Here is a 20,892-nt window from a genome sequence, read left to right on the forward strand (position 1 = left end):
GTAAAAAATGAGCGTAAGGCCTTTAAACAAAAGGTTTGCGCTCATTGTTGCGTTATATAACTGTCGAAAACGGGATATTACTACAACATTTTAATTAATGCAAGTATTTTTTTAAAAAAATTGACAGATTGTTTTAAAAGTATATAATGTGAACAGTTGACATAGTTAACAATGGAGGAAATTATGATTCGATTATTAGTAGATTCAGCAAGTGATTATACGCAAGAAGAGATTAAAAATAAAAATTTATACTTTGTACCTTTACAAATTCAAATTGAAGGAAAGAACTATTTGGATGGTGTTGATATTGATACGGAAACTTTTTATGAGAAAATGATGAGTTCAAAAGAATTTTTTAAAACATCACAACCATCGCCTCAAGAATTTTTAAATATTTTTGAGGAAGTTAAGGAAAAACAAGAAACATTAATATGTTTATCGTTGTCTAGTAAATTGAGTGGAACTTATCAAAGTGCTTGTCTGGCAAAAGATATGGGGGATTATGAAAACATCTTTATTGTGGATACATTAACAGCAGCAGCTGGAATTCGTTTACTTTGTGAAGTGGCAATAAACTGGATTGGTGAAAATAGAAGTGTTGAAAGTATTGTATCTGGTTTAGAAGAATTAAAAGAGCATGTGCATATTTATGCTGGTTTAGATACATTGGAATATTTGGCTAAGGGCGGAAGAATTTCAAAGACTGCAGCAGCTATTGGAACTTTGGCAAGTATTAAACCTATTATTTGTACAGATCATGGAGAAGTTGCGGTTGCTGGTAAGACACGTGGTGTAAATAAGGCAACAAGTGTTGTTTGTGAAAAGATGCACTCAGATATTGTTGATACACTATATCCAGTATATACATTGTATTCATATGGTTTAGAGAATGTTGAAAAACTAGAATCAAAATTAGATTTAGATGTGAATCGTGTTCGTATTGGATCAACAATTGGAGTTCATATTGGGCCTAATGCTTTTGGGGTTTGTTTCGTATCTAAACTATAGTTAACTTGTGAAGGCGTATACATTTTAGTATAATGGATATACGGATTTACAAGGAGATTTTTTGATAATATGAAAACAACATTAATTATTATGGCAGCTGGAATTGGTTCTCGCTTTGGTGGTGGAATCAAACAGTTGGCTAAGATGGGTCCAAATGGTGAAATCATTATGGATTATTCGATTTATGATGCCAAGGAAGCTGGCTTTGATAAAGTGGTATTCATTATTCGTAAGGATATTGAAGAGGAATTTAAAGAAGTGATTGGAAATCGTATCCAAAATTATATGGATGTAGAATATGTATTCCAAGACATTCATGATTTACCAGAAGGATTTACTTGTCCTGAAGGTCGTACAAAACCTTGGGGAACAGGTCAGGCAGTATTATGTGCTAAAAGTGTTGTAGATACACCGTATGTGATCATTAATGCGGATGATTATTATGGAAAAGAAGCATTTGTGAAATTACATGATTTCTTGATTAACCATGAGAAAATGGGAAAAGAATTTGACATGGGTATGGCTGGATTCATTTTAAAGAACACATTAAGTGAGAATGGAACTGTAACTCGTGGTGTATGTAAAGTGGATGATAATAATTTATTGAAAGAAGTTTATGAAACAACGGGAATCAAGGCTGAAGCAGGAAGAATTGTATGTGATGATTCTGAAGTAGAGTCTTGGGCAAAACCAGAGAGCAATGTATCTATGAATATGTGGGCTGGATATCCAGATTTCTTAGACTATTTAGAAAAGGATTTCAGTACATTCTTAGCTAATATTTCAGATAATCCAATGAAGAAAGAATATTTGCTTCCAAATATTGTAGCTGAATTATTGAGAGAGGATCGTATCAATGTGAAGGTGCTTGAAACGCATGATAAATGGTTTGGTGTAACATATGCCGAAGATAAGGAATATGTACAAAATGCCTTCAAACAATTGATTAAAGATGGTGTATATCCTGAAAAATTATGGAAATAGGACAAATTTGTCCTATTTTTTTTGTTTATTTAATGGTATAATCCTTGCGTGTTTCGTATATATCGACTAATACGGTGTCGATGTTTCTACCCCTAAACCGTAAATTCAGGGACTATGAATCAACCTACTATTTTTATTGTGTCGCGTTGATTCTCGTTTTTGTACGAGACTTTTTTATTTTCGGAGGAAAAGAATGAGAAAAGAAGATGTGAAAAAGGGTTCAATATATGAACTTGATGGTGTTGTACCTTTAAAAGAGGCTTTGCCTTTAGGAATTCAACACGTATTGGCGATGTTTCTTGGAAATATCAGTCCATTATTGATTATTGCAGGAATGCTTGGATTATCACCGGATTTAAAATCTGCATTGATTCAGAATGCGATGTTTATTGCGGGAGCTGTTACTTTGGTTCAGTTGTATCCAGTATGGAAGATTGGTGCTAAACTGCCAATCGTTATGGGTACAAGTTCTGGCTTTATTGGTACTGCCAAAGCTATGGGTGCTCTATATGGTTATGGTGCATTGATGGGTGCAAGTTTAATTGGTGGTTTATTTGAGATGGTTTTAGGTTTCTTCATCAAACCATTAAGAAAATTATTCCCACCAGTTGTTACTAGCTTAGTTATCATTTCAATCGGTTTATCATTACTTCCTGTTGGTATCAATTATTTTGGTGGTGGTAGTGGTGCTGCTGATTTTGGTGATCCAAAACATTTATTAGTAGGTACATTCGTTATTTTGGTAATCATTATCGCAAAACAAATCAAAGGTTTTGTGAATAATGCATCGATTTTGATTGGTATTATTGCTGGATATATCTTGGCTATTGTACTTGGAATGGTTGATTTCACTCAGGTTCAAACAGCTTCTTGGATTGCACTTCCAACTTTTATGCCAGTGAAGATGGAATTTAATTTAGAAGTTATCATTGCGATGGGAATTATGTTTATCGCAACAACTGTTGAAACAGTTGGAGATGTTTCTGGTATCACAAATGGTGGTTTAAATCGTGAAGCAACTTCTGAAGAATTGCAAGGTGGAGTACTGGCAGATGGTTTAGGTTCTGTCATCGCATCTTTATTTGGTGTTTTGCCAAATACTTCATTCTCTCAAAATGTTGGTTTGGTTTCAGTGACTAAAGTTGTCAATCGTTTTACAATTATGACAGGAGCTATCTTCTTGATTCTTTGTGGTTTCTGTCCGAAATTAAGTGCTTTATTTGCGGTTATGCCTCAATCTGTACTTGGTGGTGCTGCCGTTATTATGTTTGCGAGTATTTTAGTAAGTGGTATTCAATCGTTGATGCGTGTTGAATTTAATGAAAGAAATACTTTGATTATTGCCTTGGCTATTGGTCTAGGAATTGGTATTGGACAAGTTCCAACAGTTCTAGCGCAATTACCAAGCTGGGTTGGAAATATTTTTGCACAAAACGGTATTATTATGACGTTTGTGATCGCAACCGTATTAAATTTGATTTTGCCTGGTAAAAAAGACTAATAAAGGTGTTAAACATTTTGTTTAACACTTTCTTTTTGTGTTAAAATTTTAGTAAAGAAAGAGAGCGTATCCATTATGTTAAGAATAATGAATTATGCGACGCCAGAATCTTTAGATGAGGCGTATGCGCTATTAACAAAAAATAAGAAAAATATGATTTTGGGCGGTATGATTTGGTTGAAGATGGAAGATATTCAAATTCCAACCGCTATTGATTTGGGTAAATTAGGTTTGGATCAAATTGAAGAAAATGATTCAGAATTTAAGATTGGAGCTATGGTGACTTTGCGTCAATTAGAAACACATGAAGCTTTTAATGAGGCAACGTGCCATGTGTTTAGAGATGCTGTAAAGGATATTGTCGGTGTGCAATTAAGAAACTTGGCTACAATTGGAGGCAGTGTATATTCACGCTTTGGTTTTAGTGATGTCATCTGTAGCTTGTTATGTCTAGAGTGTGATGTACAAACATATAAACATGGTCGTATTTCACTAGAAGAATTCATAAGTCTTCCTTATGAAAAGGATATTGTCGAATATATCTATGTGAAGAAGACAAACTTGCCTAGTGCTTTTGTTTCAGTAAGAAGAAGTGCTACGGATTTAAGTGTTTTAAATGCATCTTGCACAAAATATGCGGATCATTATCGCTTCTGTTTTGGTGCAAGACCGGCCATTGCGAAAGTGTATAATTGTGATCTAGACCATATTGATTTAGATGTATATTGTGCAGATAATATGCGTGGAAGTAAGGAATATAGAGAAAAACTTGTTGAGGGATTGACTCAGAAGTTATTGAGAAAGGTAGAGTCTTATGTTGGTTAAAATTAAAGTGAATGGAAAATTGATTCAGGATGATGTACAGCCACAAACTTTATTGTTAGACTGGCTAAGAGATCATGGTTGTTACAGCGTAAAAAGAGGTTGTGATACCGCAAACTGTGGATTGTGTACAGTATGGAAGGATGGTACGCCAATTCTTTCTTGTAGTACATTAGCTGTTCGATGTGATGGTCATGAAATTACGACACTTGAAGGACTTCAAAAAGAAGCAAGTGAATTCGGTATGTTTATGGCGAAACAAGGAGCTGAACAATGTGGTTTCTGTTCACCAGGATTTATTATGAATGTTTTAGCGATGGAAAAAGAATTGGAGAATCCAAGTGATGATAAAATTCGTGCTTATTTAGCCGGTAATTTATGTCGTTGTTCTGGATATATGTCGCAAATGCGTGCTATTAAAGCATACTTAAGTCGAGGTGAAAATCATGAATAGTGTAGGAAAAGGTGTCATCAAAAAAGATGCGATGGCTTTAGTTACAGGGCAGCCTGTATATTGTGATGATTTAGCACCGAAGGATTGTTTGATTGTTAAGCTTTTAAGAAGTCCACATGCATATGCGAAAATTAAAAGTATTGACACTTCGATTGCGAAAAGAATTCCTGGTATTGAAGCTGTATATACATATGAGGATGTTCCAACTTCTCGTTTTACATTGGCAGGGCAATCTTATCCTGAACCAAGTCCTTATGATCGTAGAATCCTAGAAAATGTAGTTCGCTATGTAGGAGATGAAGTGGCAATTGTTGCAGGAGCTAATGAGGATTGTGTGGATCGTGCTTTAAAAGCTATTAAAGTAGATTATGAAGTATTAGAGCCATTGTTGGATTTTGAAAAATCGATTGATAATGCAATCGTGATTCATGAAGAAGACGATTATAAGTGTCTTTGTGAGATTGGTAATGATGTAAAGCGCAATATTGTTAGCAGTGGAGAAAGTGTTGTTGGTGATGTGGATGCCGTATTAAAAGAGTGTGATGTAGTCTTAGAAAGAGATTATCATACAAAAGCGAATGCACAGGCAATGATGGAAACAATGCGTTCATATTGTTATATTGATACATATGGTCGTTTAAATTGTGTAAGTTCTACACAGATTCCTTTCCATGTTCGTCGAATTTTAAGTAATGCTTTAGAAATCCCAAAATCAAAAATCAATGTCATTAAGCCAAGAATTGGTGGTGGTTTTGGTGCTAAACAAACAGCTTGTTGTGAAATTTTTACGGCGTTTGTGACATGGAAACTTAAAAAGCCAAGTAAAATCGTTTATACGCGTGAAGAAACTTTTGCGGCTAGTAACTCAAGACACGAAATGAAGATGCATGTTCGTATTGGTGCTAAAAAAGATGGAACGATTGAAGCGATTGATTTATATACATTATCAAATCAAGGAGCTTATGGAGAGCATGGTCCCACTACAATTGGTTTGGCTGGACATAAATCTTTACCTTTATATAACCATGTTAAAGCGAGTCGTTTTACATATGATGTAGTTTATACAAATACAATGCGTGCAGGTGCCTATAGAGGATATGGGGCTACGCAAGGTCAGTTTGCGGTTGAATCCATTATTAATGAATTGGCTGACGAATTGAATATGGATCCTTGTGAAATTCGTTTTAAGAATATGACACGTGAAAATGAAGTATTATCGCAATATTATAATGAAGAATTGAACGCGTGTGCGTTGGATCGTTGTTTAGAAAAAGCTATGGAAATGATTGACTATAAGAACAAACCTTTAAGACGTGATATGGGTGATTTTGTTCGTGGTCTAGGTGTTTCTTTATCTATGCAAGGTAGTGGTATTTCAGGTCTTGATGTAGGTTCTGTTGAAATTAAATTACAAGATGATGGTTTCTATACATTAAGTATTGGTGCTACAGATATGGGTACAGGTTGTGATACCATTCTTGCCCAAATGGTTGCGGAATGCATGGATTGTGATGTAGATCAAGTTGTCACAAGCGCGTTGGATACAGACCATTCTCCTTATGATACGGGTTCTTATGCTTCAAGTACAACGTATGTAACGGGTATGGCTGTAGTAAAGGCTTGTGAAAAACTTAGAAATTCGATTTTAGAAGCGGCAGCTGGATTCTTCAATGTGGATAAAGCAGAGATTGAATTTGATGGAAAGAAAATCAATACGTTAGATCATACTCATGAAATGAGTTTGGCTGATTTTGCGGATACATGTTTCAATGGTGGTATCGCAAAAGCCTTGATTGCGAGTGACTCTCACATGTCACCTACAAGTCCTCCTCCATTTATGGTTGGTATTGCCGAAGTAGATGTAGATAAGTTAACTGGTGAAATCAAGGTTCATGATTATGTTTCTGTAGTTGATTGTGGTACGGTTATTAATCCTAACTTGGCTCGTGTACAAGCTGAAGGTGGTATTGTACAAGGTATTGGTATGGCTTTAAGTGAGGATATTACATATTCCAATGAGGGTAAGATGCGTAATCGTAACTTCTTACAGTATAAGTTACCGACAAGAGTAGATGTTCCTAGTGTTCGTGTTGAATTTGAAAGTAGCTATGAAGATAATGGTCCTTTTGGAGCGAAATCCATTGGTGAAGTTGTTATTAATACGCCAACAAGTGCAATTGCCAGTGCTGTAAAACATGCGACGGGTGTGCAAGTTCGTACTTTGCCTATTACGGCTGAAAAAGTATTACTAGGAAAAGAAGATGAATAACATTTCTTTAATTATCTTAGCGTCTGGTTTTTCCAGGCGCTTTCTTTCAAATAAGCTTTTGTATGAATTTCATGGGAAGAAGTTAATTGAATATGCTTTTGCTAAGGCAAGTGCTTTTTCGGATGTCATTGTAGTAACACAATATGAAAAGATAAAAGATATGGCTGAAGAACAAGGGTATCGAGTCATAATGAATGATCATCCTGAATATGGGCAAGGTCATTCTATTGCGTTAGGTGTGGGTGCTTGTCAAAATGATGCGTGTATACTGATGGTTGCGGACATGCCATATTTAAAATTGGATACATTAAAAGAAATGGTTTCTATTCAAGATGGAAAGCATATTGTGATTTGTGAGCATGATGGCATTTTATGTAATCCTATGTTGCTTCCTAATTGTTATTATGAAAAGGCTAAACAGTTATGCAATGATAGAGGTGCAAAACAAATCATTGGTGATGAGGTGTATTTAACGGTTTCTTTATCAGAAGAAGAATTTATGGATATGGATGAAAAAACAGAGGCAATTTAGCCTCTGTAATGTTTTTCTTTGTCTTTAGCAATTTCAAAATAGATTTGTTCGCCTCTTTGTTCATAAAGCATATTTGCCCAATATCCCCAAAGAATGTCTTCCATTCTTTCGAATGCCTGTACTTGCACATCAATCATAGGGTCGATTTCTCCGTCAAAATAGGCTTGATAGAATTGATCTCTTTGGTCGATATAGTGAATATTGTTTTCTGAAAAGAAGCTGGCAATATCAAAGCGATAATCGTTTTTTGCGGCATATTCATAATCAATCAAATAATCTTTCGTATCACTATAAAGAATATTTCCTTGTACGAAGTCGTTGTGACATAGTGTATTTGGTTTATATTCTTTTTTTAATGCTTCTAAAAAGTTTTCTTCATTTGGAAAAGATACGATGCGTTCTTTGATTTGGGATTTATAAAATTCAATTTTTCCAAAAGGGTTAAAAATAAATAAAGGGGCTTCTTTTGTATGAAGAGATTTCATTAAATTTGCACATCTTGCGAATTTGTCTTTGTCTTTACATTCATCAAATGTTTTTACATCTTCAATATAATGAGTGACTTTAATGCCTTTTTTTTCGTCGAATAAAACAGTAGGTACATCTAAGTCAGAAACAAGTGGTAAAATTACTTTTTCGTGTTCATGTTGCAAGCCAAGTGATTCATGATTTTTCTTCGGTACGCGTACCATGTATTTGTCATTATTGATTGTCAATACATAGTTGTGGTTACTGATGCCTTTATCTGTTTTTTCGAGTGTATAGTTTGTTGTGTTAAATTTTTCTTCTATCCATTTTTCTAAGTTCATGTGGATATATTAACATTATTATTCTTTAAACTCAATGCGGCCTTTGTGTCGCTTTTTTTGTTCGCGAAATCTGCAAGGGCTCTTATGGCAAAAAAGTGTGAAAGGAGGATTGAAGAAATCACTTTTTTAGCTTGCGTTGTTCTTAGAACAAGGCTGTAGATTGGTAAAGGAGTCATGCACTATGAAGTATAAGGTGAAATGGATTGAAGATCATATGGGAATCACGAGAAATATGATTCGTAGATATGAAAAGAAGGGAGTGATTTCAAAGAATGAGAATGGGAAGGATCGAGAATTTGATGAGGCTGACTTGATTCAATTATGGAATATAAGGGTAATGGTAAGTTTGGGCTTTAGTTTGGATGAGGTCAAAGAAATAATGTGTGGATCAAATTTGAGAAGGGTAAGTGAGAAAAGGCTAAAGATTTTGAAAGAGGAGTGTAGAGATTTACAGGGTAAAATCAATTTCTTAAATGTAGTTAAGACTACAGAGGAAATGCCTTCATGTTTTAAATGGAGTACGAATAAATTTGAAGAAATCTATAATTTAGGGCTTATACAATATGTAAGTCCGTTTGAAAGAGCAAAAGATATTTGGTCATTGATAGATATGTTGCAGCTTTTACATGAGTTATGTGAAACAAATGATAAAGGAATAATAGATGAATTGTATGAATGGTATGGAATAGGCAATGATAGAGATGTGTTTGTACAGGTGTTTGAAACATATTTATTGTGTGATGTAAGATTTGAAGAAATATTTGGAAAGGTAAAATGTCGTGAGTTATCGGCTTTAATAGCAAATTATGGAAAGTGAGTGAATGATAATGAAAAGGTTAATGTGTTTAAGTTTGTGTTTCATTCTTTGTGGATGTGGAAATGCGCCTGTTTCACAAAATGCAGAGGTAAAGAAAGTAAATGTGAATGTAATTGAGGTGTCTGCATCTTCACTTGATGAAATAGAGGAGATGGCATCAAAGGATGTTGAGGATACAAAGGAGAAGTTAGAGAGTGAACGGGATGCTTTGAGTGAAAAGATTACAGATTATAATTCATATACTAAAAATGTAGATAAGGTAAAGGCATATTATGATGATGCTTTAAAACAGACAGAATTATTGTCGATACGATTGAGGGAGTATGCGTATAAATATGCTGAATTGATTATGAATGAGGATGCGTCGTATAAGATAAAATACAAAGATTTGAGTGGTATTTATGAGTGTATTTATGAGGATGCAGGTGAGGCTATGTATGATATATATGATAAGACTGTAAAAGATATGTATGATATATATTATGATGGAATTATTAAAGATGCATATGATACAGAAGACTACGATATATGGAGTGATGTGAGTTCGGATGCTTACGATGATTGGTCGAATTGTTTATCGGATATATATGACGTATGGTCAGATATGCAGTCTGATATTTATGAATTTCAATCGGATTTAAGAAGCGAAGTCTATGATCATGATGATGAAAGGGCTCAGAAGAAGATGGATAAGTTTAAAAAATCAATTCTTCGCATGAAGGAGGATGTAAATGATTAGAGAGAATCGATGATTTTCTCTAATTTTTTTTAAAATGAGCTTGCATCGCTGAATATAGTGGTGTATAGTAAATAGGCATGCGTGGGAGAATGCGTAACTGTTCGTATTACCACAGCATAGGACAAAATATAGGAGGAACGTCTTATGAGCAAGAAAAAAGTTACAAAAGTTTGTAAGTTGCAGTTCCAAGCTGGTGGAGCTAAACCAGGTCCAGCATTAGCAAGTGCTGGTATCAATATGCCTCAGTTCTGTACAGCTTTCAATGATGCAACAAAAGATCGTAAAGGTGACATTGTTCCAGTTGTCATTACTGCTTATGAAGATAAGAGTTTTGATTTCGTATTGAAAACAACACCTGCTGCTAACTTATTGAAAAAAGCAGCAAACGTACAAAAAGCAAGTGGAGATCAAAAAGTAGTTGCTGGTACAATTACAGTTGATCAATTAAAAGAAATTGCTGAGTACAAAATGCCAGACTTGAATGCCAACGATGTAGAAGCTGCAATGCGTATTGTTGCTGGTACTGCACGTAACATGGGTATCAAGGTTGAAGGATTTGAATAGGAGGAACATCAATAATGGCAAAAGTAAGTAAGAGATATGCTGAAGCAGCTAAATTAGTTGATCGTTCAAAAACTTATTCAATTGAAGAAGCTGTTAAATTAGCTAAAGAAACTAGTAAAACAAAATTCGACGCAAGTGTTGAAGTAAGTTTCCGTTTAAACGTAGACCCTCGTCACGCTGATCAACAAATCCGTGGGGCAATGGTATTACCTAATGGAACTGGTAAAACACAACGCGTTTGTGTAGTTGCACAAGGCGAAAAAGAAAAAGAAGCTCAGGCTGCTGGTGCTGATTTCGTTGGTGGTGCAGATATTATCGAAAAAATCTCTAAAGGTTGGTTCGATTTTGATGTATTAGTAGCTACTCCAGATATGATGGGTCAATTAGGACGTTTAGGACGTGTATTAGGTCCTAAAGGATTAATGCCAAACCCTAAGACTGGTACAGTAACAATGGATGTTGCTAAGGCTATTGATGAAATCAAAAAAGGTAAAGTTACTTACCGTGTAGATAAAGAAGGAAACATCAACCTAGCTATCGGTAAAACAAGCTTTACAGATGAAGCATTAGTTGAAAACTTCAATGCAATCTTCAACACAATTGCTAAGGCTCGTCCTACAACTGTTAAAGGTGCATACATGAAGAACTTAGTTGTTTCAACAACAATGGGTCCTGGAATCCACGTTGAAATCGTTAAGTAATTGACAAATCTAGTAAAATAAATTAAACTACAGATTGTTATCAATATTCCAAAGACAGTAACGGCGTATGCTTAATAATGTTACCGAGGGTATGATGCATTGACTTTGCACAATTAGCCCGTCTTTGATGCGGGCTTTTCTTTTGAATATTGTTACAATAGATGAAAGAAGAGGTGGATCGAATGAACAAAGACATCCTTGCACAAAAGGAAGCTGACGTTAGCGCCTTATCTGAAAAAATGGAAGCTGCTAGTAGTATTGTATTAGTAGAATACCGTGGTTTATCAGTAAAGGAAGTAACAGAACTTCGTCGTGCTTTGCGTGAAGAAGACGTTGAATTCAAAGTTTACCGTAACGCAATCGCTCGTCGTGCAGCTGAAAAATTAGGTCACGAAGATTTCGCAAAAACTTTAGTTGGACCTAACGCATTGGCATTTGGTAAAGATCCAGTTGCTCCTGCTCGTGTATTAGCTAAATTTGCTAAAAAACACGAAGCATTAGTTTTAAAAACTGGTATCGTGGATGGAGCTATGGTAGATGAAGCTACTATCCAAAAATTGTCTGCATTACCTAACAAAGAAGGTATGTTGGCTAAATTCGCATCTTGCTTAAATGCTCCAGTTATCAAATTTGCTATGACTGTTAAAGCATTGGCAGAAGCTAAAGAAAACGGATCTGTAAAAAGAGAAGAAGCACCAGCTACAGAAGAAGCTGCTGCGTAATTAATTATAGGAGGAAAATAAAATGGCTAAATTAACTCAAGAAGAAATTCTTTCTTATTTAGAAGAAGCAACAATTTTAGAATTAAACGACTTAGTAAGTGCAATCGAAGAAAAATTTGGTGTAGTAGCTGCTGCTGCTGTTGCTGCTCCAGCTGCTGCTGCTGAAGAAGCTGCAGGACCTAGCGAAGTAACTGTTACATTAACAGATGTTGGTGGAACAAAAGTTGCTGTAATCAAAGCCGTACGTGAAATCACAGGTTTAGGATTAGTTGACGCTAAGAAATTAGTAGATGGTGTTCCAGCTGCTATTAAAGAAAACGTATCTCCAGAAGAAGCAGAATCAATTAAAGAAAAATTAGTTGCTGCTGGAGCTACTGTAGAAATTAAGTAATTTAAGCTTAATAAGTTATTAAAGCCTTTGTCATTAGATGAGGGCTTTTTTTTCTGCCTGTGGATAATATTGATGTGTAAATAGAGTTTTGTTTGATTTGAATGTATTTCGTGGGTTAACATGTAGGAAAGATGGTTTATTTAAGTTGGAGATTTTGGATAATGAATAAAAAAGAAAATTAGTGATTACTGAAGAAGAAAAAGTAATAGTTGAAAAGATATTGAAAGAACAGAAATCAAAATCGTTAAATATAAATTTCAATTTAAATTTAAAGCACTGGCAATGGAGGGATTTAAATATGATGGTGAATCCGAGTAAATATGAGATTGAATTATTTGATGCTGTAAGACCGTGGCTGTTATTTGATGCATCAACTGAAGAATTTTATTTGAAGGAGGATGCGCCAGAAGATATTATAAAAAAATATGCTTTGTTGAATAAGTATTTAAAAAAGAATTATTTTCTTATTGAATAGGGTGTGTGTATATCTTAGAAATTGTTTTTCTAAAATATGATTGAAGTGGAGATATAAATTAATGAATAAGAAAAGAGTACCGGAATTTTCTGAGAGAGCTAAATAATATTGGATTGAAAAATCGCATGAAGTGTTCAAGCCATGTGTATTAACGGAAGAAGAAGCAAAAGATATTGAACGAAAAAGAATGGAAAGATACAAAAAAGAAATTGAACAGTTGAAAAATAAACGTGTTGATTATCTTGACTAAAAAAAGGGTGAAATTTTTTGAGTTTTTAGTTGAGATGAAATAAATAGGATGTGAATGCATAAATTTGAAAAAATGTTATTCATTTGTTTATTGACACTAAAAAAGACATCATTCCAAGTGAGAGTGATGTCTTTTAATACTTTATTCGTCTTTTAATATTTGTAATATTGCATTGTAGATACCGTTATCGTATGTGGATGTTGTGGCAAAATTGGCATAGCTTTTGACAAAATCACTCGCATTTCCCATCGCAACACCAATATCGGCTTTTTTTAACATATGGATATCGTTTGTACTGTCTCCAAAACAAATGGCATCTTTCCATGTTAATCCTGCTTTTTCTAGAATCATTTCAATACCTTTTGATTTATCATTATCGGCATTGAAGATATCGAAGCAGAATCCATCGGTTTTAACGTTGATCAAATCATTTCTTAAATCGGGATGAGTTTCCATGAATTGATCAACTAATTTCTTATCTTTGGTAAGTACAACGGCATTAAATGCTTTGTGTCTTAAGTGATAAGATTGGCTTGGATCGTAGAATAGTGAATCTAGTACATTGCAGTATTTACAGAAATCATACATTGGGTAAAAGTTGTTATAAATGTATGTGGCGTCTCCAAAGTGGAACATGAGTCCTGTTTCATGTTTTTTGCTAAAATCAACTAGATCATTGACGTTATCTTGTAAGATTGGATAGGTTCCGATTTCTTGAAAATCTTTGTCTAATATATAGCTTCCGTTGATCAATACATAATAATCAAATTGAACACGTTGTAAAATAAGTTTCATTTGGTTTAAAGGACGGCCAGTAGCAGCACAAACAATATATCCTTTGTCTTTTAGTGTTTGAATGGCGTCTAATGCACTTTCTTGAATGACGTCATTTTCAGTTTGGTAAAGAGTTCCGTCCATGTCGAAAAATACAATTTTGTGTTTCATAATCATACCTCTATTCATGTCTATATTATACTTTAAAGAAAGGGGAATGTGCATAAAAATTTATTTTCAAAAATGATAAAAAAAGAATTGACAAATCATGTTGAATACTGTATCTTAATATTGCATGCGAAAATAGGTTCTGAAAAGAGCCTATATTTAATGGATGGGCAAGACCCACCCGGCTTCGTTTGCTTGGAAATTGAAAATTTTGAAAGGAGGATCTTATGCCTACAATCAACCAGTTGATTCGTAAAGGTCGTAAGGCCAGTCAAAACGTTTCAAAGTCTCCAGCTTTGAACCGTGGTTACAACTCATTGCAGTCTAAACCAACAAACCAATCAAGTCCACAAAAACGTGGAGTTTGTACTCGTGTTGGTACTATGACACCTAAGAAACCAAACTCAGCACTTCGTAAATATGCGCGTGTTCGTTTAAGTAATGGTATGGAAGTTACAGCTTACATTCCAGGTATCGGACACAACTTACAGGAACACAGTGTTGTATTGATTCGTGGTGGACGTGTTAAAGACTTACCAGGTGTTCGTTACCACATCGTTCGTGGAACTTTGGACTGTGCTGGTGTAAATGACCGTAAACAATCTCGTTCATTATACGGAACTAAAAGACCTAAGAAATAGATCAATCGTGAAAGGAGGAAATTAGATGCCTAGAAAAGGACACATTGCGAAACGTGACGTACTAGTCGACCCAATTTATAACTCTAAGTTGGTTACTCGTTTGATCAACAAAATCATGATTGATGGTAAAAAAGGGGTTGCACAAACTATTTTGTACAACGCGTTTGAAATCGTAGAAGTAAAAACAGGAAAAGCACCAATGGAGGTTTTCGAACAAGCTTTAGAAAACGTTATGCCTCAATTGGAATTGAAAGTTAGACGTGTAGGTGGAGCCAACTACCAAGTACCAGTTGAAGTAAGCGACGAACGTCGTTTGACTTTAGGACTTCGTTGGATCGTAAACTACGCACGTTTACGTAACGAAAAAACAATGGAACAGAGATTAGCAGCTGAAATTATTGATGCTTCTAATGGAACTGGTGCCAGTGTTAAAAAACGTGAAGACACTCACAAAATGGCAGAAGCTAACAAGGCTTATGCTCACTACCGTTGGTAAGAGAAGGAGTAAAGAAATATGCCTAGAGACTATGCTTTACACGAAACTCGTAACATCGGTATCATGGCTCACATTGATGCCGGAAAAACAACAACAACAGAACGTATTCTTTACTACTCTGGTGTAAACCACAAAATTGGTGAAACACACGATGGAGCTAGTACAATGGACTGGATGGAGCAAGAACAAGAACGTGGTATTACAATCACTTCTGCTGCTACAACAGCTCACTGGAAAAAGACAGACGGAACTGGTAAAGAATGCCGTATCAATATCATCGATACACCAGGCCACGTAGACTTCACTGTAGAAGTTGAACGTAGTTTACGTGTATTAGATGGTGCCGTAACAGTATTAGATGCTAAAGCAGGTGTTGAACCTCAAACTGAAACTGTTTGGCGTCAAGCTACTGAATATAACGTTCCACGTATTGTATTCTGTAACAAAATGGATGCTACAGGTGCTGACTTCTTAATGTCATGCAATACAATCATTGATCGTTTAGGAGCTAAATCTTGTCCAATTCAGTTACCAATCGGTGCTGAATCAGATTTCGAAGCTATCATTGATATTATCAAGAGAAAAGCTTATGAATTTAGTGGAGATTATGGACGTGTTATTACTGAAATCCCAGTTCCAGAAGATATGGTAGATCTTATGGAAGAATACCGTGCTAAATTATTAGATTACTTAGCAGATTATGATGAAGATTTCATGATGCAAGTATTAGAAGGTGAAGAACCTTCAATCGAAGAAATCAAACGTGTATTACGTATTGCCGTATGTAATGGTGACTTCTTCCCAGTATTATGTGGATCTGCATATAAGAACAAAGGTGTTCAATTAGTATTGGATGCAGTAGTAGATTACTTACCAAGTCCATTAGATGTACCTTCAATTAAGGGTACTACATTAGATGGAGAACCAGATGTTCGTCACCCTGGTGATGATCAACCATTCTCTGCATTAGCATTTAAGATCGCTACAGACCCATTCGTTGGAAAATTATCTTTCTTCCGTGTTTATTCAGGTACTGCAAAAGCAGGAAGCTATGTATTAAACTCAACTAAAGATAAAAAAGAACGTTTCGGACGTATCGTTCAGATGCACGCCAATGCACGTAAAGAAATCACTGAAGTTTACTCAGGTGAAATCGCTGCTGCAGTTGGTTTAAAGGTTACTACAACAGGTGATACATTGTGTGATGAAGATCACCCAATCATCCTTGAATCTATGGAATTCCCTGAACCAGTAATCGAATTGTCTTTGGAACCAAAAACAAAAGCTGACCAAGACAAAATGGGATTGGCTCTTGCAAAACTTGCAGAAGAAGACCCTACTTTCAAAACATATACAAACGAAGAAACAGGACAAACAATCATTGCCGGTGTAGGTGAACTTCACTTGGATATCATTGTTGACCGTTTACGTCGTGAATTTAAAGTTGAAGCAAATGTTGGTCAACCACAAGTTGCTTACCGTGAAACAATTCGTCAGGCTGCTGATTGTGAAGGAAAATACATCCGTCAGTCAGGTGGTCGTGGACAATATGGTCACGTATGGATCAAATTCGAACCAAACGAAGGAAAAGGATTTGAATTCGTTGATGCTATCGTTGGTGGTAGCGTACCTAGAGAATATATCAAACCAACTCAAGAAGGTTTGGAAGCAGCATTGGAAAATGGTATGATTGCAGGTTACCCAGTAATCGATATCAAAGCTACATTATTTGATGGATCATACCACGATGTCGACTCTAGTGAAATGGCTTATAAGATTGCCGCAAGTATGGCATTAAAAGAAGCTGGAAAGAAATGTAAACCTGCTATTCTAGAACCAATTATGTTCGTAGAAGTAACTGCACCAAGTGAATACTTAGGTAGCGTTATGGGTGACGTTTCAAGTCGTCGTGGACAAATCACTGAACAGGAAGAACGTGGAAATGCCGTAATCGTTCGTGCACATGTTCCATTATCAGAAATGTTCGGATATGTTACAGACTTACGTAGCTTTACTCAGGGACGTGGAAACTACTCTATGAAGTTCGACCACTATTCAGAAGTTCCAAAGAGTATTGCAGAAAAAATTATTAAAGAGAATTCAAGCGAAAACTAGTTGATTTTCGCTTGGTTCTGAAATACAATATTTATTGTATGAAATATGTTAGCATTTAGGAGGAAATTATAAATGGCTAAGGAAAAATTTGACAGAAGTAAAACTCACGTTAATATTGGTACTATCGGTCACGTTGACCACGGTAAAACAACATTAACAGCAGCTATTACAACAGTATTAGCTAAAAAAGGTATGGCTAAAGCTGAAGCTTATGACCAAATCGATGGTGCTCCAGAAGAAAAAGAACGTGGAATCACTATCAACACTGCACACGTTGAATATCAAACAGAAAAACGTCACTATGCACACGTTGACTGTCCAGGCCACGCCGATTATGTAAAAAACATGATCACTGGTGCTGCTCAGATGGACGGAGCAATCTTAGTAGTTGCTGCATCTGATGGACCTATGCCTCAAACACGTGAACACATCTTGTTAGCACGTCAGGTAGGTGTTAAATATATCGTTGTTTACTTAAACAAATGCGATATGGTTGATGATGAAGAATTAATCGACTTAGTAGAAATGGAAGTTCGTGAATTATTAAACGAATACGGATTCGACGGAGACGAAACTCCAGTTATCCGTGGATCAGCTTTAAAAGCTCTTGAAGGAGATCCAAAATACGAACAATCAATCTATGATTTGATGGATGCTGTTGATACTTGGATTCCAGATCCAGCTCGTGAAATGGATAAACCATTCTTGATGGCAATCGAAGACGTTATGACAATTTCTGGTCGTGGTACAGTAGCTACAGGACGTGTTGAACGTGGTCAAGCTCACTTAAACGACGAAGTTGAAATCGTTGGTATCAAAGACACTCAAAAAACAGTATTAACTGGTTTGGAAATGTTCCACAAACAATTAGACGTTGCTGAAGCAGGTGACAACATTGGTGCATTGTTACGTGGTATTGCACGTGACCAAATCCAACGTGGACAAGTATTAGCTAAACCTGGAAGTGTACACCCTCACACTAAATTTAAAGCACAAGTTTATGTTTTAACTAAAGAAGAAGGTGGACGTCACACTCCATTCGTTTCTAACTACCGTCCTCAATTCTACTTCCGTACAACTGACGTTACAGGTGTAATCACATTGCCAGAAGGAACTGACATGGTAATGCCTGGTGACAACGTTGTTATGAACGTTGAATTGATCGCTCCAATCGCTATCGAAACTGGTACTAAGTTCTCTATCCGTGAAGGTGGACACACTGTAGGTGCTGGTAACGTTACTGAAATCGACGCTTAATTAGAATTTAAACTTTAAGACTGATACATTTGTATCGGTCTTTTTTTTGCTTTAAAATGAAATAAATGTAAATGAATGTAAAAATATTACATTCACCGTTGACATTATGATCATTTTAATATATCATACAAAACATATAAGAATAGTATGAAAAGAGGAGAATGATTATGACAAAATTAACTAGAGAACAACGAAATTTTAAATTCGAAACTTTACAACTACATGTAGGACAAGAACAACCAGACCCTACTACAGATGCACGTGCAGTTCCTATTTATCAAACATCATCATATGTATTTAGAAATTGTGATCATGCAGCTGCACGTTTTGGATTGAGTGATGCTGGAAATATTTATGGTCGTTTAACAAATCCAACGGAGGATGTATTTGAAAAACGTATAGCGGCTCTTGAAGGTGGTGTAGCTGCGTTAGCCGTAGCATCTGGTGCTGCAGCCGTTACATATACCATTTTGAACTTAGCTCAAAATGGAGACAATATTGTTTCAGCCAAAAATATTTATGGTGGCTCATTTAACTTGTTTGAGCATACTTTGCCTCAATATGGGATTGAAACAATATTTGTAGATATTTTTAAAGAAGAAGAAGTTGAAAATGCGATCAACGAAAAGACAAAGGCTTTGTATATTGAAACATTAGGAAATCCAAATTCAGATGTAGTAGATATTGAATCAATCGCAAAGATTGCTCATAAGCATAAAATTCCATTGGTAGTTGATAATACATTTGCCACACCATATTTAGTAAGACCGATTGAATATGGGGCTGATATTGTGGTTCATTCAGCTACAAAATTTATTGGGGGACATGGAACAAGTATTGGTGGTGTTATTGTAGATGGTGGAAAATTTGATTGGGAAGCTAGTGGAAAATTTGATTCTTTGACAAAACCAAATCCAAGCTATCATGGTATTAGTTTTACACAAGCATGTGGACCTGCTGCATTTGTTACAAAAGTACGTGCAATCTTATTAAGAGATACAGGTGCTACATTATCTCCTTTTAATGCATTCTTATTCTTACAGGGATTAGAAACATTATCATTACGTGTAGAACGTCATACATATAATGCATTAAAAGTTGTTGAATATTTAAATAATCATCCTCAAGTTGAAAGTGTATCTCATCCTAGTGTTTCTACAGATTCTAAACAACAAGAACTATATAAAAAGTATTTTCCAAATGGTGGAGGATCAATCTTCACATTTGATATTAAGGGTGATGCACAAAAGGCTAAGGACTTTATCGATAATCTAGAATTATTCTCTTTATTAGCAAATGTTGCGGATGTGAAATCATTAGTTATACACCCAGCAACAACTACTCATTCTCAATGTACAGAAGAAGAATTGCTTGATCAAGGTATTCGTCCGAACACAATTCGATTAAGTATTGGATGTGAAAATATTGATGATATCATTCAAGATTTGGATGAAGCATTTAAGGCAATCGCATAATTAATAAAAGTCAGAATCTAGGTTCTGACTTTTTGGTTTAAAATTTCAGATTTGTGAAAATATAAATAAACTTGTGAAAAATACAATAATTTTGATAGAATAACATTACTTTTTTGAAAGGATGATTTGATTGAATAAGTGAACTAGACGATTTATTGTTTATGCGATAGGAATGCTTGTGTTAGCATTGGGATTAACATTAAACACAAAGGCCGATCTAGGCGTTTCCCCGATAATATCTGTACCCTATAGTATTTCACAGATTGCAGGATATAATTTTGGAGATTTAACTTTTGTGGTATATGCTTTGTTTGTCGTAGTACAAATAGTAATTCATTTAAATTTGAAAAAGAATAAGAAAATTATGTCAGACTTATTACAGTTGCCACTAAGTTTAATATTTACACGATTATTAAATATATTTTCCACATATATACCAACTTCCCAGAACTTAGGCATTCGTTTTATTGTATTAGCCTTTGCGATAATTTGTACAGGTGTGGGTGCAGCCATGTCATTGAGTATGCAGCTTGTGCCAAATCCAGGTGATGGTATAGTACAGGCGTTAGCTGAAAGATTTAACAAGAGTGTAGGCTTAACTAAAAATCTATTTGATTGTTTTAATTTATGCATAACATTATGCATAAGTATATTTATAGCACATCAAATTGTTGGTGTCGGAATAGGAACGGTAATTGCGGTGCTTGGCGTTGGAAGGGTGATTGCACTATTTCATCATATTTTTGAATGTAAAATTGAAGAACTGATTTGCGAGTAAAAGACTGGTACTTGCCAGTTTTCTTTTAAAAGCAACGATGTAAGCGTATACAGTAAAAAATATGAAAAAAAATTAAAAAAACATTTGACGAAGTAAGAAGTATTTGGTAATATAGATGAGCACTGCTGAGGTGCACATGATCTTTGAAAA

22 protein-coding genes, 1 riboswitch and 1 other annotated feature are annotated in these 20,892 nt (G+C 35.3%); of the genes, 20 read left to right on the top strand and 2 right to left on the bottom strand.

The genetic code is table 11. The annotated features are described in order from the left end of the window. Nucleotides 1-183 precede the first annotated feature (183 nt). From Q0E86_RS09730 to Q0E86_RS09760, 7 genes are all read left to right on the top strand, one after another. A complete protein-coding gene (locus tag Q0E86_RS09730) occupies nucleotides 184-1,008 on the top strand; it encodes a DegV family protein (protein ID WP_295756660.1) in 825 nt (274 codons plus the stop codon). A gap of 69 nt (nucleotides 1,009-1,077) precedes the next feature. After that, nucleotides 1,078-1,992 carry a sugar phosphate nucleotidyltransferase gene (locus Q0E86_RS09735; protein ID WP_295756663.1) on the top strand — a complete coding sequence of 305 codons (915 nt, stop codon included), beginning with the start codon at nucleotides 1,078-1,080 and terminating at the stop codon, nucleotides 1,990-1,992. A 33-nt stretch (nucleotides 1,993-2,025) separates the two neighbouring features. Then, nucleotides 2,026-2,127: riboswitch (purine riboswitch) on the top strand. A 58-nt stretch (nucleotides 2,128-2,185) separates the two neighbouring features. Then, nucleotides 2,186-3,493 (top strand): uracil-xanthine permease family protein, encoded by a 1,308-nt coding sequence (locus tag Q0E86_RS09740; RefSeq protein ID WP_295756666.1) that lies wholly within the window; start codon nucleotides 2,186-2,188, stop codon nucleotides 3,491-3,493. A gap of 75 nt (nucleotides 3,494-3,568) precedes the next feature. Further along, nucleotides 3,569-4,318: a xanthine dehydrogenase family protein subunit M gene (locus tag Q0E86_RS09745; RefSeq protein ID WP_295756669.1), complete on the top strand. Its 750-nt coding sequence runs from the start codon at nucleotides 3,569-3,571 to the stop codon at nucleotides 4,316-4,318. Then, a complete protein-coding gene (locus Q0E86_RS09750) occupies nucleotides 4,308-4,769 on the top strand; it encodes a (2Fe-2S)-binding protein (RefSeq protein WP_295756672.1) in 462 nt (153 codons plus the stop codon). Before Q0E86_RS09745 ends, Q0E86_RS09750 begins: the two co-directional genes overlap by 11 nt. Then, nucleotides 4,762-7,038, top strand: a complete 2,277-nt coding sequence (locus Q0E86_RS09755) for a xanthine dehydrogenase family protein molybdopterin-binding subunit (RefSeq protein WP_295756674.1) — start codon at nucleotides 4,762-4,764, stop codon at nucleotides 7,036-7,038. The genes Q0E86_RS09750 and Q0E86_RS09755 overlap by 8 nt, the downstream gene beginning before the upstream one ends. Then, complete coding sequence (locus Q0E86_RS09760) at nucleotides 7,031-7,570, top strand: nucleotidyltransferase family protein (RefSeq protein WP_295756677.1); 540 nt, start codon at nucleotides 7,031-7,033, stop codon at nucleotides 7,568-7,570. Before Q0E86_RS09755 ends, Q0E86_RS09760 begins: the two co-directional genes overlap by 8 nt. Here the strand turns inward: Q0E86_RS09760 and Q0E86_RS09765 are convergent. After that, nucleotides 7,567-8,379: a choline kinase family protein gene (locus tag Q0E86_RS09765; protein ID WP_295756680.1), complete on the bottom strand. Its 813-nt coding sequence runs from the start codon at nucleotides 8,377-8,379 to the stop codon at nucleotides 7,567-7,569. The two genes, Q0E86_RS09760 and Q0E86_RS09765, sit on opposite strands and share 4 nt — an antisense overlap. A 181-nt stretch (nucleotides 8,380-8,560) precedes the next feature. Between Q0E86_RS09765 and Q0E86_RS09770 the strand changes: the two genes are divergently transcribed. The 7 genes from Q0E86_RS09770 to Q0E86_RS09800 all read left to right on the top strand — a co-directional run bounded on the left by Q0E86_RS09770 (nucleotide 8,561) and on the right by Q0E86_RS09800 (nucleotide 12,788). Then, on the top strand, nucleotides 8,561-9,196 hold the full coding sequence (locus Q0E86_RS09770) for a MerR family transcriptional regulator (RefSeq protein WP_295756683.1): 636 nt from the start codon (nucleotides 8,561-8,563) through the stop codon (nucleotides 9,194-9,196). 10 nt (nucleotides 9,197-9,206) lie between these two features. Beyond that, entirely contained in the window at nucleotides 9,207-9,935 is a 729-nt protein-coding gene (locus tag Q0E86_RS09775) for a hypothetical protein (RefSeq protein ID WP_295756685.1), read from the top strand. Between the two features lie 144 nt (nucleotides 9,936-10,079). Beyond that, on the top strand, nucleotides 10,080-10,499 hold the full coding sequence (gene rplK, locus Q0E86_RS09780; protein ID WP_003866292.1) for a 50S ribosomal protein L11: 420 nt from the start codon (nucleotides 10,080-10,082) through the stop codon (nucleotides 10,497-10,499). 14 nt (nucleotides 10,500-10,513) lie between these two features. After that, nucleotides 10,514-11,200 (top strand): 50S ribosomal protein L1, encoded by a 687-nt coding sequence (gene rplA, locus Q0E86_RS09785; RefSeq protein ID WP_003866293.1) that lies wholly within the window; start codon nucleotides 10,514-10,516, stop codon nucleotides 11,198-11,200. Nucleotides 11,201-11,230: 30 nt separating this feature from the next. Further along, nucleotides 11,231-11,350 (top strand) — a sequence feature (ribosomal protein L10 leader region). Nucleotides 11,351-11,382: 32 nt separating this feature from the next. Continuing rightward, nucleotides 11,383-11,922 carry a 50S ribosomal protein L10 gene (rplJ, locus tag Q0E86_RS09790; protein ID WP_295756686.1) on the top strand — a complete coding sequence of 180 codons (540 nt, stop codon included), beginning with the start codon at nucleotides 11,383-11,385 and terminating at the stop codon, nucleotides 11,920-11,922. A 22-nt stretch (nucleotides 11,923-11,944) separates the two neighbouring features. Beyond that, nucleotides 11,945-12,313, top strand: coding sequence for a 50S ribosomal protein L7/L12 (gene rplL / locus Q0E86_RS09795; protein WP_003866295.1), 369 nt, complete (start codon nucleotides 11,945-11,947; stop codon nucleotides 12,311-12,313). A gap of 298 nt (nucleotides 12,314-12,611) precedes the next feature. Further along, nucleotides 12,612-12,788, top strand: coding sequence for a hypothetical protein (locus Q0E86_RS09800; RefSeq protein ID WP_288519668.1), 177 nt, complete (start codon nucleotides 12,612-12,614; stop codon nucleotides 12,786-12,788). Between the two features lie 391 nt (nucleotides 12,789-13,179). On the opposite strand, the gene Q0E86_RS09805 is transcribed toward Q0E86_RS09800, so the two are convergent. Further along, nucleotides 13,180-13,983, bottom strand: a complete 804-nt coding sequence (locus Q0E86_RS09805) for an HAD family hydrolase (RefSeq protein ID WP_295756691.1) — start codon at nucleotides 13,981-13,983, stop codon at nucleotides 13,180-13,182. A 224-nt stretch (nucleotides 13,984-14,207) separates the two neighbouring features. Between Q0E86_RS09805 and rpsL the strand changes: the two genes are divergently transcribed. The 6 genes from rpsL (at nucleotide 14,208) to Q0E86_RS09835 (ending at nucleotide 20,742) form a co-directional block, all read left to right on the top strand. Continuing rightward, a complete protein-coding gene (gene rpsL, locus Q0E86_RS09810; protein WP_117573318.1) occupies nucleotides 14,208-14,621 on the top strand; it encodes a 30S ribosomal protein S12 in 414 nt (137 codons plus the stop codon). Between the two features lie 25 nt (nucleotides 14,622-14,646). Then, nucleotides 14,647-15,117, top strand: coding sequence for a 30S ribosomal protein S7 (gene rpsG, locus Q0E86_RS09815; RefSeq protein WP_003866299.1), 471 nt, complete (start codon nucleotides 14,647-14,649; stop codon nucleotides 15,115-15,117). Nucleotides 15,118-15,135: 18 nt separating this feature from the next. Beyond that, entirely contained in the window at nucleotides 15,136-17,232 is a 2,097-nt protein-coding gene (gene fusA, locus Q0E86_RS09820; protein WP_295756694.1) for an elongation factor G, read from the top strand. A gap of 72 nt (nucleotides 17,233-17,304) precedes the next feature. Beyond that, nucleotides 17,305-18,489, top strand: coding sequence for an elongation factor Tu (gene tuf, locus Q0E86_RS09825; RefSeq protein WP_117995843.1), 1,185 nt, complete (start codon nucleotides 17,305-17,307; stop codon nucleotides 18,487-18,489). Nucleotides 18,490-18,656: 167 nt separating this feature from the next. Beyond that, nucleotides 18,657-19,964 carry an O-acetylhomoserine aminocarboxypropyltransferase/cysteine synthase family protein gene (locus tag Q0E86_RS09830; protein ID WP_367117395.1) on the top strand — a complete coding sequence of 436 codons (1,308 nt, stop codon included), beginning with the start codon at nucleotides 18,657-18,659 and terminating at the stop codon, nucleotides 19,962-19,964. A gap of 178 nt (nucleotides 19,965-20,142) precedes the next feature. Next, nucleotides 20,143-20,742 carry a YitT family protein gene (locus Q0E86_RS09835; RefSeq protein WP_295756699.1) on the top strand — a complete coding sequence of 200 codons (600 nt, stop codon included), beginning with the start codon at nucleotides 20,143-20,145 and terminating at the stop codon, nucleotides 20,740-20,742. Nucleotides 20,743-20,892: the final 150 nt, after the last annotated feature.

Origin of the sequence: uncultured Holdemanella sp. (assembly GCF_934754935.1) — a bacterium.
GTDB lineage: Bacteria > Bacillota_I > Bacilli_A > Erysipelotrichales > Erysipelotrichaceae > Holdemanella.